This is a genomic window from Marinobacter sp. es.042 (assembly GCF_900188315.1).
In the GTDB taxonomy this organism is placed as follows: Bacteria; Pseudomonadota; Gammaproteobacteria; order Pseudomonadales; family Oleiphilaceae; genus Marinobacter.
Window position 1 is genome coordinate 938,771 of record NZ_LT897781.1, and the last position, 14,131, is coordinate 952,901.

14 protein-coding genes are annotated in these 14,131 nt (G+C 58.1%); 11 read left to right on the plus strand and 3 right to left on the minus strand.

Translation table 11 applies throughout. From position 1 onward, the window contains the following. Positions 1–95: 95 nt before the first annotated feature. Positions 96–683: a PilZ domain-containing protein gene (locus CFB02_RS04530; RefSeq protein ID WP_088557051.1), complete on the minus strand. Its 588-nt coding sequence runs from the start codon at positions 681–683 to the stop codon at positions 96–98. 123 nt (positions 684–806) lie between these two features. On the opposite strand from CFB02_RS04530, the gene CFB02_RS04535 reads away from it, so the two are divergent. Together CFB02_RS04535 and CFB02_RS04540 are read left to right on the plus strand one after the other, a co-directional pair. Further along, positions 807–2,048 (plus strand): lipoprotein-releasing ABC transporter permease subunit, encoded by a 1,242-nt coding sequence (locus tag CFB02_RS04535; RefSeq protein ID WP_088557052.1) that lies wholly within the window; start codon positions 807–809, stop codon positions 2,046–2,048. A gap of 13 nt (positions 2,049–2,061) precedes the next feature. After that, the gene (locus CFB02_RS04540; protein WP_014577413.1) at positions 2,062–2,751 is read left to right on the plus strand and encodes an ABC transporter ATP-binding protein; all 690 of its coding nucleotides are present in this window, start codon (positions 2,062–2,064) and stop codon (positions 2,749–2,751) included. On the opposite strand, the gene CFB02_RS04545 is transcribed toward CFB02_RS04540, so the two are convergent. Continuing rightward, on the minus strand, positions 2,739–3,284 hold the full coding sequence (locus CFB02_RS04545) for a DUF2062 domain-containing protein (RefSeq protein WP_008169186.1): 546 nt from the start codon (positions 3,282–3,284) through the stop codon (positions 2,739–2,741). The two genes, CFB02_RS04540 and CFB02_RS04545, sit on opposite strands and share 13 nt — an antisense overlap. A gap of 105 nt (positions 3,285–3,389) precedes the next feature. Between CFB02_RS04545 and CFB02_RS04550 the strand changes: the two genes are divergently transcribed. From CFB02_RS04550 to murB, 9 genes are all read left to right on the plus strand, one after another. Beyond that, positions 3,390–5,798, plus strand: a complete 2,409-nt coding sequence (locus CFB02_RS04550) for a DNA internalization-related competence protein ComEC/Rec2 (protein WP_088559162.1) — start codon at positions 3,390–3,392, stop codon at positions 5,796–5,798. 72 nt (positions 5,799–5,870) lie between these two features. Then, entirely contained in the window at positions 5,871–6,497 is a 627-nt protein-coding gene (locus tag CFB02_RS04555; RefSeq protein ID WP_008169179.1) for a MotA/TolQ/ExbB proton channel family protein, read from the plus strand. A gap of 5 nt (positions 6,498–6,502) precedes the next feature. Beyond that, complete coding sequence (locus CFB02_RS04560; protein ID WP_064230166.1) at positions 6,503–6,928, plus strand: ExbD/TolR family protein; 426 nt, start codon at positions 6,503–6,505, stop codon at positions 6,926–6,928. Further along, the gene (gene msbA / locus CFB02_RS04565) at positions 6,925–8,703 is read left to right on the plus strand and encodes a lipid A export permease/ATP-binding protein MsbA (protein ID WP_088557053.1); all 1,779 of its coding nucleotides are present in this window, start codon (positions 6,925–6,927) and stop codon (positions 8,701–8,703) included. The genes CFB02_RS04560 and msbA overlap by 4 nt, the downstream gene beginning before the upstream one ends. Beyond that, positions 8,700–9,746: a tetraacyldisaccharide 4'-kinase gene (gene lpxK / locus CFB02_RS04570; protein ID WP_088557054.1), complete on the plus strand. Its 1,047-nt coding sequence runs from the start codon at positions 8,700–8,702 to the stop codon at positions 9,744–9,746. The genes msbA and lpxK overlap by 4 nt, the downstream gene beginning before the upstream one ends. A 19-nt stretch (positions 9,747–9,765) precedes the next feature. Beyond that, entirely contained in the window at positions 9,766–9,954 is a 189-nt protein-coding gene (locus CFB02_RS04575; RefSeq protein WP_008169170.1) for a Trm112 family protein, read from the plus strand. Between the two features lie 26 nt (positions 9,955–9,980). Further along, positions 9,981–10,775 (plus strand): 3-deoxy-manno-octulosonate cytidylyltransferase, encoded by a 795-nt coding sequence (gene kdsB, locus CFB02_RS04580; RefSeq protein WP_088557055.1) that lies wholly within the window; start codon positions 9,981–9,983, stop codon positions 10,773–10,775. Beyond that, entirely contained in the window at positions 10,768–11,247 is a 480-nt protein-coding gene (locus CFB02_RS04585; RefSeq protein WP_088557056.1) for a low molecular weight protein-tyrosine-phosphatase, read from the plus strand. The genes kdsB and CFB02_RS04585 overlap by 8 nt, the downstream gene beginning before the upstream one ends. After that, entirely contained in the window at positions 11,244–12,290 is a 1,047-nt protein-coding gene (gene murB, locus CFB02_RS04590; protein WP_088557057.1) for a UDP-N-acetylmuramate dehydrogenase, read from the plus strand. The genes CFB02_RS04585 and murB overlap by 4 nt, the downstream gene beginning before the upstream one ends. A 55-nt stretch (positions 12,291–12,345) precedes the next feature. Here the strand turns inward: murB and CFB02_RS04595 are convergent, their stop codons facing one another. Continuing rightward, on the minus strand, positions 12,346–14,079 hold the full coding sequence (locus tag CFB02_RS04595; RefSeq protein WP_088557058.1) for a proline--tRNA ligase: 1,734 nt from the start codon (positions 14,077–14,079) through the stop codon (positions 12,346–12,348). Positions 14,080–14,131 lie beyond the last annotated feature (52 nt).

Consider the following 14,131-nt stretch of genomic DNA (forward strand, 5'->3'; position numbering starts at 1 on the left):
TGATGGGTCTCCATGAAAACTGATGTCCTCGGGAGGACATGGATAAAGCGTAATATCCGAAAAAGATTAGCAAAAGTCACTCGTTTTTCCTCAGTCTACTCCTTTTGACGCTGTCGAATCTGCCACCGCATCACATGTCGTGCGATTTGCTGGCGATCGCTGTCCTCAATCCGGGCGAATTCGGTGTGGACCCTTGATCCGCCTGACGAATCGGGGTGTACCTCGATAACTCGGGCAACTGCGCGGGGCTGGAAAAGTTCGGGTGGGAGGGTCATTCGAACAGCGAGCCGGTCTCCCGGCTGCCAGGCAGGGGTGCTGCTCGAGAACGACAGCCCACCCTCGCTCAGGGTTACTTCCTGCCAGTCCTCAGGTTGCAACGGATTTTGCTCAAAGGCCATAATGCGCGCAAGCGTGTCCAGCTTGCCGTTCAGGGATTTGATCAGTCCGGTAAGCAGCCGGTCTTTTTCGGCAAGGCTGGCAAGCTGGGATTTAACGTCCTGATCCAGCCGCCTGAATTCAGCTTTCAGGCTCTCAAGGTGGTCGCCGTCGAAGGCATCTTCTTCCATTGCGGTGCCAGGCGCCAGCTTGCGGATCTCCAGGCCGATCCGGTCTTCAATGCGGAAAAAGTCCCGCCGTTCGGGTGAATAGTCCACCGGTTCGTTGGGGATGTCGGATGACTGCATCGCGGCTCCGGAAGGCTGAATTTTTATTTGGTACAGAACAGTTTAGCAGTTTCCCGTCGTGCTGGAAGGTACCCGGGAAAACCAGACCACGACAGACCGGAAGGTAGCAACAGGCACCTCTCAATGTTCAGACCCTTATCACTCTATATTGGCTTGCGTTACACGGCCGCCAAACGCCGCAATCACTTCATTTCCTTTATTTCCCTGACCTCCATGATCGGACTGATGCTGGGGGTTGCGGTTCTGATCATCGTGCTTTCGGTCATGAACGGATTCGATCGGGAGCTCAAGCAGCGAATTCTCGGGATGGTGCCCCACGCTACCATTCAGGGAGCCGGGCCGCTTGACGACTGGCAATCAATCGACGCGAAGGTGCAGCAGCACCCCCGCGTGTTGGCTGCTGCGCCTTTCATACAGGGGCAGGGCATGGTTACCGGCGGCGGAAATGTTCGCGGGGTCGTGCTTAACGGCATTCTCCCGGAGGAGGAGCGCACGGTCTCCATCATCGAAAACCACATGGTCGAAGGCAGTCTCAACGATCTGGTTTCTGGCGAATTCGGCATCATCATCGGTCGGTTGATGGCGGCCAGCCTGCGTCTTCAGATCGGTGACAAGGTAACCGTGGTCCTGCCGGAAGCCTCGGTTACGCCGGCTGGGGTCCTGCCCAGGCTCAAACGGTTCACGGTCAAGGGTATCTTCAGTGTCGGGGCAGAACTGGATGGCAATTACACCCTGATTCACATGGATGATGCCGCCAGGCTCATGCGGACCGGGGGCAAAGCCGAGGGTATTCGCCTGCTGGTGGATGACCTTTTTGCCGCTCCCAGGGTGTCGCAGCAGGCTGCAGAGTCCCTGGGCGGCCGGTATTACGTATCTGACTGGACCCGCACCCACGGCAACCTGTTCCAGGCCATCCGCATGGAGAAAACCATGATCGGCCTGCTGCTGATGTTTATCGTAGCTGTCGCTGCTTTTAATATCGTGTCCACGCTGGTGATGGTGGTTACCGATAAAACCGGTGACATCGCCATCCTCAGGACCATGGGGGCAACGCCGGGCCGCATCATGCGGATCTTTATTGTTCAGGGGGCGGTCATCGGTATCTTCGGAACCATTGTTGGCACGGCGCTGGGCGTTTTCGGAGCGCTCAACATCAGTGCCTTTATTTCCTGGCTGGAGGGAGCGCTTGGCCACCAGTTCCTGAGCGCGGACGTTTACTTCATTAGCTATCTGCCTTCCCAGCTGCAATGGCAGGACGTTTTTATCATCAGTGGCGCCGGCCTCGCCATGAGTCTGTTGGCAACCATTTACCCGGCCTGGCGGGCTTCCAGAGTGGATCCGGCGGAGGCGCTTCGTTATGAGTAAGGAACAATCCGCAATGGCACACTCTGCCCTGGTAATAGACTGCCGTCAGGTGACCCGGACCTATAACGAGGGTCTCGGCAAGCTCACCATTTTTTCGGATATCTCGCTCGAAGTTGCACAGGGGGAGACCGTTGCCATTGTGGGCAGTAGCGGTGCCGGCAAAACCACGTTGCTCAATTTGTTGGGCGGGCTCGACAAGCCATCTTCCGGCCAGATTTCCATTTGTGGCGAAGATATTCACCGGCTTTCCGAGGGACGGCGCGCCCGGTTCCGGAATGCCCATCTTGGGTTTGTCTATCAGTTCCATCACCTGTTGCCGGAGTTCACCGCTCTGGAAAACGTTATGATGCCTTGTGCGTTGGGTGGTATGGCGGTATCCAGGTCGAGGGACAAGGCAGCCAGCCTGCTGCAGCGGGTCGGGCTTGCCGAAAGGCTGGATCACAAACCCGGCGAGCTGTCCGGTGGCGAACGCCAGCGGGTGGCCATTGCCCGCGCACTGGTCAACGAACCGGACTGTGTTCTGATGGACGAACCGACGGGCAACCTGGATGAACATACCGGAGAAGGGGTGCAGGCCCTGATCGAGTCATTGAGGGATCAACTGGGTATTGCCTTTGTCATGGTTACCCATGACATGAAAATGGCCAGAAGCCTGGGGCGTGTTATGCGGCTTGAGCAGGGTCGTCTGATTCAGGAAGCCTGATCAGCCTCACGACGGCGTCTGAGGCGTGCGGTGCGTCGCACCTGCCAGTCAGAGCGAATTTTCCGGCGCCACAGATACTGGATGATCAGGTAGGCTACGCAAGCGGAAACCGTTGCGACCACCAGAGACCCGAGATAGAGGGGAATGCCGATATCCAGCAGCCGCTCGCTGATCCAGGACCACGAGAGCTCGAAATCAAAACTGAGCACAGGCCGATCCAGAGCCCAGGCGCCAATCTTGTAGTTGAAATAGAACATCGGCGGCATGGTTACAGGGTTGCTGATCCATACCAGGACGACTGATAGCGGCAGGTTGGCATTGAACCAGATGGCAAAAAAGGCCGCCGCGAGCATCTGGAAGGGCATGGGAATAAAGCAGAACCAGATGCCGACGAGAAAGGCCCGCGCAACACTGTGACGGTTGATGTGCCAAAGGTTCGGTTCATGAAGGATATCGCCCAGAAAGCTTAGCGACTGCATCGCTTGCACCTTCTCTGGAGAGGGCAGATAGCGTTTCATGAACTTCTTTGGCATTGGAAGTTCTGCCTTTAGACGGAGTTAGTAGACCGGCTCATCGGATGTTGCCGGTGTTTGTGACATACAGGAGGACAAGGATTGTCCGGAAGTATCAACAGACCGGTGCGCCCTTTTGGCGACTCCGGTTCCGCAGCGCTGGGCGTTATCGCCTTCTCTTGTGGCGTTATCTTACTGTATTGGTTGTCGATACTGCCACCTCCCGCGTGGTTGATAGCCGTGATACCACTGTTGGCCTTCGGCCGGATCTGCGTTTCCCCGACCTTTGCCAGCTCCGCATTCGTATCTGCGCTTGGCCTCGTCGTCGGACTCTCCTGGGCCTCGTGGCATGCCAGTGACCGGCTTTCAACGGTTCTGCCGGCAAGCCTGGAACGCGAGCGTCTCTCTGTCTCCGGATACGTGTGTGACATTCCTTCGCCCGGTAGCTTCAACAGTTTACGTTTCAGTTTCTGTGTCACCGAGTGGCACAACCTTCCCATCCCGACCGGAGAGGAAGCAAGGATGCCGGCCCTGCTCAGGTTGTCCTGGTACGGTCACGGAATGGAGCGGCTCCCGGGTCACCGTTTGCGGCTGGAGGTTGTGCTCAAGCGCCCCCACGGCACCCTCAACCCCGCCGGCTTTCGCTACGAGGACTGGCTGTTTCGCAAAGGTTACCGGGCCACGGGCAGCATTCGTAGCGTGGAGGTTGACCGGGACGTCGGGTGTTTCGTCCATTGCCAGTACCGGAAGCTGCATCGTTTGCTTCACCAATGGACTATCGAGCAATTTGGCGGTGCCCGTCATTTTCCGCTGGTTTCTTCGTTGCTCATAGGGCATCGCGGCCATATGGAACAGAAGCACTGGGATGTGCTCAAGGCGACCGGCACCATTCACCTGGTTGCCATATCAGGCCTGCACCTGGGTCTGATTGCCCTGGGGGCAGGGTTTCTGTGCCGGCGACTGTTGCTGACTGTTCCGGCACAGATAGTCAGCGATAGCTCGAGGCGTTGGTTGACCTTCGTGGCCGTTATTCTTTGTTGTCTGGTTTATGCCCTGGCGGCAGGATTTACCGTTCCGACCCGGAGAGCTCTGGTGATGGTTGTGGCCGGTGGCTGGCTGGTTTTGATGAGTCGTCAGGCCCCGGTCTGGCACGCTTTTCTGGCCGCGTTGGCTGCCGTTCTTGTGCTGGATCCCTTTGCGCCCCTGGATCAGGGGTTCTGGCTTTCGTTCGCTGCGGTTGGCACGCTGATCACTGTATTCTCGGCGCGGCTGGCTGGAACCGGGTGGCTGAGAGGACTCGTCCTGGCCCAGCTTGCAGTCTTTGGCGGATTATGGCCAATCCTCGAAATACTGGGGCAGGATCAGCCACTGGTCGGGCTGTTGGCCAACCTGGTCGCCATTCCCTGGGTATCCCTTGTGGTTATGCCAGTGCTTGTCGCGGGTGGGTTGCTTGCCGCCGTAGTTCCAGGCACCGTCCAGCTGTTACTGCCAATATTCGATCTAACGCTCGGTGTTCTGTGGCAATTGCTCATGTGGCTGGCGCAGTGGCAGGCGACGGACATCCCGGCTGGTGTACCGGAGCTTGTTGGCTGGGCGTTGCTGAGCGTCGCGGTATTGTTTTTGCCGTTCGCCATGTTCCGCCTTGTGGCGGTCCTTTCTGCGGTGTTGTGGCTGGTGTATCCGGCCCCTTCTTCCGAAAGGAATTCGTACGAGGCAGCGCCAGTTGTAAGGGTATGGGATGTTGGGCAGGGTCTTTCGGTTCTGGTCCGGCACGGGCGCGAGGTTCTTGTCTACGATACCGGTCCCGCCGTGCCGGGCGTGTTTTCGGCCGTCGAATCCACGCTTTTGCCCAATCTGGCGGCTGAAGGAATCAAGCGTATTGACACTCTCTTGATCAGCCACGCCGACAGCGATCATGCCGGTGGCATCGCGGAGCTCTCGCGGAACCTCAGGATCGGCCGTGTGATTGCTGGCGAGCCTGCGGAGGTCAAACAGCAGGTTGGCGAACTGCCTGTGCAAGCGTGCAAACACGCTGAAGAAAGGCTGGGTGGATTGGTCCTCGAGTTCTGGCAGGGTGAGGGCGCTCAAGAGGGCAACGACGCTTCCTGTGTGTTGCGTATCTACCACCCTGACTCCGGAACTGAGTGGCTCTTGCCAGGAGATATTACCGAACCCATGGAGACAGAGTATCTGGCTAATATGGCTGCCCGAGAGGACGTTCAGGTTCCTTCAACTCGCGTGCTCGTTGCGCCCCACCACGGGAGCAAAACCTCATCTTCCGAGCCCTGGGTGCGCGTGCTGAAGCCAGATCGGGTCATCTATACCGCTGGCTATCGCCACCGGTACGGTCATCCCCACCCAACGGTAACCGCACGTTACGCCGGGGTCGGAGCGGTGCCGCTGAACACAGCATGTTCAGGCAGTGTCGAGATGACCGTTGTTGATAAAAAGCTGGTAATAAAGGAAATGCGGCATGGCTCGTCATTCTGGATCGGTGGTCCGGGGCTTGCCCGTGACCAATGTAAAATACCGTGACATTGCAGGTGTGGCCTCCACGGGTAGCTATGCTAAAGTAGCGCGGCTTGCAAACAATCAGGGAGACCAAGCGTGTTCGAGCTGTTGAAAGCCGGTGGCATTCTGATGGTGCCAATTGTTGCCTGCTCCATTCTGGCGCTGGCCATCATTCTGGAGCGTTTCTGGACCCTTCGCGCCTCCAGGGTCGCGCCCCCCCAGACCATCAATGAGTTATGGCGCTGGATCAAGAAGAAAGAACTCAATGGCCGGAAACTGAAAGCCCTGCAGGGGTCATCGCCCCTGGGCCGGATTCTTGCCGGTGGCCTGCTTAACGCCAAGCATGGCCGCGAAATCATGAAAGAGAGCATCGAGCACGAGGCAAGCCAGGTCATCCATGATCTGGAGCGTTTCCTCAATCCGCTGGGCACCGTCGCGACGATCACCCCTCTGCTGGGGCTGCTTGGTACTGTCATTGGCATGATCAAGGTATTCGCCGAGATCCAGCTGGCCGGGGTCGGCAACGCCGGCAACCTTGCCGGTGGTATTTCTGAAGCGCTGATCACAACGGCTGCGGGCCTGAGCGTCGCCATCCCGGCACTTATCTGCCACCGTTATTTTATCCGCAGAGTGGATGAGCTGGTCGTCGGTATGGAGCAGGAAGCGATCAAGCTGGTTGAGGTAGTGCACGGAGACCGCGAAATCGACGTGGAAGGAGCCTGAACGCCGTGAAGTTCAAGCGCCAGAGGAGCCAGGAAGTCGGGGTAGACCTGACGCCACTGATCGACGTGGTGTTTCTGCTGCTGATTTTCTTTATGGTTTCCACGACCTTTACCCGCGAGAGCCATCTGCAGGTTGAATTGCCTGAGGCCAGTGGCGAGCCTGCGCCGGCATCCGAAGTGCAGCAGATCGACGTGGTGATCAATGCCGAGGGGCAGTACATCCTGAACGACCGCACATTGGTCAATAATCGGCGGGAGACCCTTGAGCGGGGTGTCCGTGAACTGGCTGAAGGCAATAACTCGCTTCCGTTCATCATTACCGCTGACGCCCGCACACCCCATGAATTTGTGGTGCGTGCCATGGACGTTGCCGGCCGTCTCGGATTTGCCAAGCTCAGCATTACTACCGAGCGGGAGGCTGAGAACCAGTGAAGGTGTCCGAGCCTATACCAGACCCTGCGGCCGGCCTGCCGGCGGGCAGTTGGGATACCTACAAGCGCCTTCTCGCTTATGTAAAGCCGTTCCTGCTGGCCTTCTCCCTTGCAGTACTCGGCAACATTATCTATGCCGCTGCATCGACTGGTATGGCGGCAGCCATGGAATACGTCATTGCGGCGATCGAGAATCCGACCGAGCAGAATCGTCTGATGTTGACGCTGGTTATCGTTGGCGTCTTCGCATTCCGTGGGCTGGGCACCTTCCTGAGCCAGTACTTCATCAGCTATGTCGGGCGTCAGGTCATCAATGCGCTTCGTAACGATGTGTTTGATCGACTGATGACACTGCCTTCCCGCTATTTCGATGACAACGCGGCGGGACGGCTGGTGTCCAAGCTTACCTTTAACGTCGAGCAGGTGGCGGAGGCGACGACCAACGCGGTGACCATCACGCTCCGCGAAGGTCTGACCATCGTCGGTCTGCTGGGTTACATGTTCTATACCAACTGGAAGCTCACGCTGATTTTCCTGGCGGTAGGGCCGCTCATTGCCGCGGTTGTAAGCTATGCCAGCAAACGCTTCCGCAAGATCAGTCAGCGGATCCAGGGCTCGATGGGCGATATAACCCATGTTGCCTCTGAATCGATTACCGGCTATCGCGTTGTTCGCACCTTTGGTGGTGAGGATTATGAACGTGATCGTTTTCAAGAGGTTAACAATAGAAACCTCAAGCAAAGTTTGAAGATGGCATCCACTCAGGCCATCAGTGTTCCGGTGATTCAGGTACTGGTGGCCATCGCCATTGCCGGATTGGTCTGGATGATGCTGGCGCCTGAAATTCGCGGTGAGATGACCACGGGTCAGCTGGTAGCGTTCATTACGGCAGCGACGACCATGGCCAAGCCCATCCGTCAGGTTACCTCTGTTCACGCCAAGATCCAGAAGGGCGTTGCAGCCGCTTACGATGTGTTCGAAACAATCGACGAATCGCCGGAACAGGATCCGGGTACGTATTCGCCGGATCGCGTTGAGGGCGACATCGAGTTTGATGAGGTGGCCTTTCGGTACCGGGATCAGCTCGATAATGTTCTGGAAGGTATCTCCTTTAGCATTCCTGCCGGTCAGAGTGTGGCACTTGTCGGTCGTTCAGGGAGCGGAAAGTCCACCCTGGTGAGTCTCATTCCAAGATTCTATGAATACACCGGCGGTGACATTCGTATCGATGGACATTCGCTAAAGGAGTTTTCCCTGAAAGGGCTTCGGTCCCAGATTGCACTCGTGAACCAGAATGTAGTGCTTTTTAACGACAGTATCGCGGCCAACATAGCCTATGGCTCTCTCCGGAACTGCACGCGCGAAGAAATCCGCGAGGCTGCCGCCAAGGCTCATGCGCTGGAATTTATTGATCGTATGCCCGAAGGCCTGGACACCATGATCGGTGACAATGGAGTCATGCTTTCCGGTGGGCAGCGACAGCGGCTCGCCATCGCCCGGGCGCTGCTCAAGAACGCCCCGATTCTGATCCTTGATGAAGCCACATCGGCGCTGGATACGGAATCTGAACGTCACATCCAGGAAGCGCTGGAAACGGTTATGCAGGGCCGCACCACGCTGGTCATTGCGCATCGTCTTTCCACCATCGAGAAAGCAGACCGAATTCTGGTGATGGACAACGGCCGGATCGCCGAATCCGGTCGACATGACGAACTCCTTGCCGCTGGCGGCGCTTACGCTCAGCTGCACCAGATGCAGTTCAGCGAGCAGGCATGAGCACGTTGCAATCTGTCATGAGTTCGCTGGTTGAGCGTCTCTGGTATGGAAGGAAGCGCCCTTTGGCTTTTCTCGCACCGCTGTCATGGCTGTACCGGAGCATCGCGGAAGCCCGCCGCCGGGCTGCCTGGGATGCAAGGGATGCGTCGCTCCCGGTTCCGGTCATTGTGGTTGGCAACATCACTGCCGGTGGAACCGGCAAGTCGCCGCTCACCGCCTGGCTGGTTGCCGCACTGGCATCCGATGGCTGGCGGCCGGTTATTCTCAGCAGGGGTTATGGTGGTGATGCTGGCCAGTACCCGCTGGAAGTTGCGGCGCAGACCAGTCCTGAGGAAGCCGGTGATGAGCCTGTCATGCTGGCGCTGAGCACCGGGTGCCCGGTTGTTGTTGATCCGCGCCGCCGACGGGGCGCCGATTACGCCCTTGAGAAAAACCTGGGTGATGTGCTGATTTGTGACGATGGCCTTCAACACTACAAGTTGCCCAGAGACCTGGAGTTGTCGGTATTTGATGGACAACGGGGCATCGGTAACGGCGCCTTGATCCCCGTCGGCCCGCTTCGGGAGCCGGTTTCACGACTGGCTTCTGTGGACTTTGTTATCGTAAATGACAAAGAGCTTTCAGAGCAGGCTATGGAAAGCTTCGTTGGTGTTGACCACCCTGCGATATTTTCCATGGTTCTTGAGCCTGCAACCCTTGTTCACCTGAAAACAGGGGAGTCGATAGCCGTTGGCGATCTCAGGGGCAAGGCCGTGAGGGCTGTGGCCGGGATCGGAAACCCGGCCCGGTTTTTCGATACACTCAGAAACCTTGGCGCCGATGTTTCAGAGGCGGCCTTTCCGGATCACCATCGTTTCCGTCCTGAGGATCTGACCAGTGATACCGATGAGTTGATAGTCATGACGGCAAAAGACGCGGTGAAATGCCGGGAATTTGCACCCGATAATGCCTGGAGCCTCAACGTTGAGGCCAGATTGCCAGGAACGTTCCGGGACGCGTTTCTGGCCCGGGTTCGCCAATGCTCCGAGCCGTTAACTTCCTGATATAAAGCGAGTAAGCAACATGGATAAAAAACTGTTGGCGCTGTTGGCCTGTCCGGTGTGTAAGGGCGATCTGAAACTCAACGAGGACAGAACGGAGCTGGTCTGTTACCAGGACGCCATGGCGTTCCCGATCCGCGAGGGGATTCCCGTTATGTTGGCCACCGAAGCCCGTACGCTCTCTACTGATGAGCGTCTGCACAAGCGCTAAATCCAAGTCAGCCAGGTAGTTACCGCATGTCTTTTACCGTTGTGATTCCGGCCCGCTATGCGTCCAGCCGCCTTCCGGGCAAGCCTCTGGCAGACATTGCCGGCAAGCCGATGATCCAGCATGTCTGTGAGCGTGCCGCGGAAAGCCGGGCAGACAGAGTCGTTGTCGCCACGGACGATGATCGGATCCGGACCGCCTGCGAAGGCTTTGGTGCAGAAGTGGTCATGACATCACCCAATCACGCCAGTGGCACAGACCGCCTTGAGGAGGTGGCACGGGTGCTGGGTTTCGGGCCAGATCATCGGGTCGTTAATGTGCAGGGTGACGAGCCCCTGATTCCGCCCGAACTGATCAACCAGGTGGCCGACAATCTGGAGTTTTATCCGGAAGCCGCCATTGCCACACTGTGTGAACGGATCCATGATCCGGAGCACGTGTTCAATCCCAATGTGGTCAAGGTGGTGTTCGATCACAGGGGGATCGCCCATTATTTCAGCCGTGCGCCGATCCCGTGGGCCAGGGATCAGTGGCGGGAGGGCACACCCCTGACGGGGCTGGACACCGCCTTGCCGGATAATGTCGGATATTTCCGGCATATCGGCATCTATGGTTACCGCGCTTCCGTCCTGGCCGAGTTTGTCAGCTGGGCGCCTGCTCCAACCGAGGTAACCGAATCTCTGGAACAGTTGAGGGCGCTATATAACGGTGCCCGTATTCACGTGGATGTGGCCGCGGTCAACCCGCCGGGCGGCGTTGATACCGACGCCGATTTGCAGAGGGTCCGAGGCTGGCTGGAGAAGAGGAATAGCGAGAATGACTGAACCGGTAAACGTTCTTTTCGTGTGCCTGGGCAACATCTGTCGATCGCCCAGTGCTGAAGGTGTGTTTCGCTTACTGGTAGAGCAGGCGGGCCTTGCAGAGCGGGTCCACATCGATTCCTGCGGCACCGGTGACTGGCACATTGGCAAGAGTCCTGACGCCCGCGCCCAGGAGGCTGCCCGGCGCCGGGGTATCGACATCAGTGGGTTGCGGGCCCGCCAGTTCAGTCCGGAGGATCTGGACACCTTTGACTACGTGCTGGTGATGGATCGCCAGAACCTGGCAGACATCAAGAACGTATGGCATCAGAATGGCGGCACCCGGCCAGCCCTTTTTCTGGAATTCGGTCAGTCGGCCCATCAGGAGGTGCCAGATCCCTATTACGGTGGTGACGCAGGTTTTGAAACCGTGCTTGATCTGATCCAGGAAGCCGGCGAGGGCCTGCTGGCGGACATCCGGGGGCGCCTGGCTTGAGTCAGCAGCCGGAAATTCGGGAAAACATAGAGCTGGAGGCGCTGAATACCCTGCACGTGCCGGCCAAAGCCCGTTTTTATGTCGAAGTTTACACCGCAGATGAGCTGGTGAGGTCTCTGGACTGGGCCTCATCGGAGGATCAGGAAGTCCTGATTCTGGGGGGCGGCAGTAACCTGGTGTTCGTGGGTGACTTCGCGGGGCTGGTGGTGCGTCTGGCGATTCGTGGCCGCCGTTGGGAGCACATTGAGGACCACAGGGCGACCCTGGTGCTTGGTGCGGGTGAAAACTGGCATGAGGCGGTTCTGTATGCTGCCCGGGCCGGTTATCGCGGTATCGAGAATCTGGCGCTTATCCCGGGCACGGCCGGCGCGGCGCCCGTCCAGAATATTGGTGCCTATGGTGTCGAGCTCGGCGATTGCCTGGAATCCGTTACCGCACTGGATCGCAATTCGGGTGAATTGGTTGTTCTCACTAACGCTCAGTGCCGTTTTTCCTACCGCGATAGCCTGTTCAAACAGACGCCGGGTCGCTATGTGATCACCGAAATCCGTTTGGGCCTGTCCCGCTCACGTGCTCTGGTGCTCGGATATCGGGATCTCCGGGAGTACCTCGGTGATACGGCGGAAACCGCCCTCGACCCTTTGCATGTGGCAGAGGCCATAATGGCCATTCGCCGACGAAAGTTGCCGGACCCGGATATGATTCCGAACGCCGGAAGTTTCTTCAAGAACCCGGTGGTTGACGGAGAAACATTCGAGGCACTCAGCGAGCGGCACCCGGATATTGTGGCTTATCCTCAGGAGCAGGGGGTCAAACTGGCAGCAGCCTGGCTGATCGATCAGAGTGGCTGGAAAGGCTTCCGGAATGCCCGGGTGGGCGTGCATAACCGACAGGCGCTGGTTCTGATTAACCACTCGGGCGGCACAGGTGCCGACATACTGGAGCTTGCCAGAGAAGTTCGTCAGTCAGTGGTTGACCGGTTCGGTGTCACCCTGGAAATGGAGCCAGGGATTGTGGGTGGTTCGGAAAGAGAAAATTCCTGACGGCACTGCTTTATGCACGTGCCGTCAGAGGCTTGTCCGCGCATGCGGACAGCGATCAGAGCCCTTTTCGGGGCGATGCGTTGACCAGGAATGGCAGCGCTTCAGCCACCGGTACATCCCGTTTTTCCGCATCCTTTCTGCCTTTATACTCCAGAGTTCCGGCTGCCAGACCACGCTCGGAAACCACGAACCGATGCGGGATACCAATCAATTCCATATCGGCAAACTTCACGCCCGGGCGCTCTTTGCGGTCGTCCAGAAGCACATCGTAACCGGCCTGGCGCAGCTGTTCGTAAAGCTTTTCGCCGGCCTCGGCAACGGTCGGTGACTTGTGGGCGTTCAGGGTGACAATGGCTACCTGGAAAGGCGCTATGGCATCGGGCCAGATGATGCCGTTCTCATCGTGGTTCTGTTCAATGGCTGCGGCAACAACCCGGGAAACACCCAGGCCGTAACAGCCCATGTCCATAATCACGGTTTTGCCGTTCTCATCGAGAACCGTGGCGTTCATGGCTGTGCTGTACTTGTTGCCAAGTTTGAAGATGTGGCCCACTTCAATGCCGCGCCGGATCTCCAGAGTGCCCTTGCCATCCGGGCTGGGGTCGCCCTCAACCACGTTGCGCAGGTCTTCCACCCGTTCAAGCGCAGCGTCTCTCTCCCAGTTTACGCCGGTAAGGTGGAAGCCTTCCCGGTTGGCGCCGCAGACAAAGTCCGCCAGATGCGCGGCACTGCGGTCCACAATGACGGGCACGTTGAGGTTTACCGGTCCGATAGATCCGGGCTTGCAGCCGACAGCCTGTTCGATTTCCTCATCGGTGGCCATTGTCAGAGGCTCGGCAACGCCGGCCAGGTTTTCGGCCTTGATCTCGTTCAGGGTATGATCGCCGCGCAGAACCAGTGCAACCAGCCCGGCGTTGCCGTCCTCGTCGGCTTCCGCCTTGACCAGCAGGGTTTTGACTGTGCGGGTGGCGTCAATGCCCAGCAGCTGTGATACTGCGTCGATGGTTTTCTCATCCGGTGTGGCGACTTCCTTGATTTCCTCGGCCGGGGCAGGGCGGGTGCCGCTCGGGGCTACTGCTTCTGCTTTCTCGATGTTGGCCGCGTAATCGCTCCCGGTGCTGAACACGATGTCATCTTCACCTGAAGATGCAAGCACGTGGAATTCGTGGGATGCGCTGCCACCAATGGCCCCGGAGTCTGCCTGTACCGCACGGTAATCCAGGCCGAAACGGTCGAAAATGGCGCAGTAGGTGCGGTGCATCAACTCGTAGGTTTCGTTCAGGGATTCGGCGTTCAGATGGAAGGAATAAGCGTCCTTCATCAGGAATTCCCGGGCGCGCATCACGCCAAACCGGGGGCGACGCTCGTCCCGGAATTTGGTCTGGATCTGGTAGAAGTTGGCTGGCAACTCCTTGTAGCTGCTGATCTCATTCCGGATCAGGTCGGTAATGACCTCTTCGTGGGTCGGTCCGAAACAGAAGTCACGGCCATGACGGTCTTTCATTCGTAGCAGTTCGCCGCCGTACTGGGTCCAGCGTCCGGATTCCTCCCAGAGTTCGGCCGGCTGGACCGCAGGCATCAACACTTCCTGAGCGCCACTCTTGTCCATTTCTTCGCGAACGATTCGCTCGACCTTGCGCAGGGTACGCAGGCCCATTGGCAACCAGGTGTATAACCCGGCGGCCAGTTTGCGAATCATGCCGGCACGCAACATCAACTGATGACTGATGATCTCGGCGTCGGCGGGGGTCTCTTTCTGGGTGGCAATCAGGTAGCGGCTTGCTCGCATCGTGTCTTCCGTTTGTAATAAATCTGAAGTGTTAGACTAATGGACAGGCGGC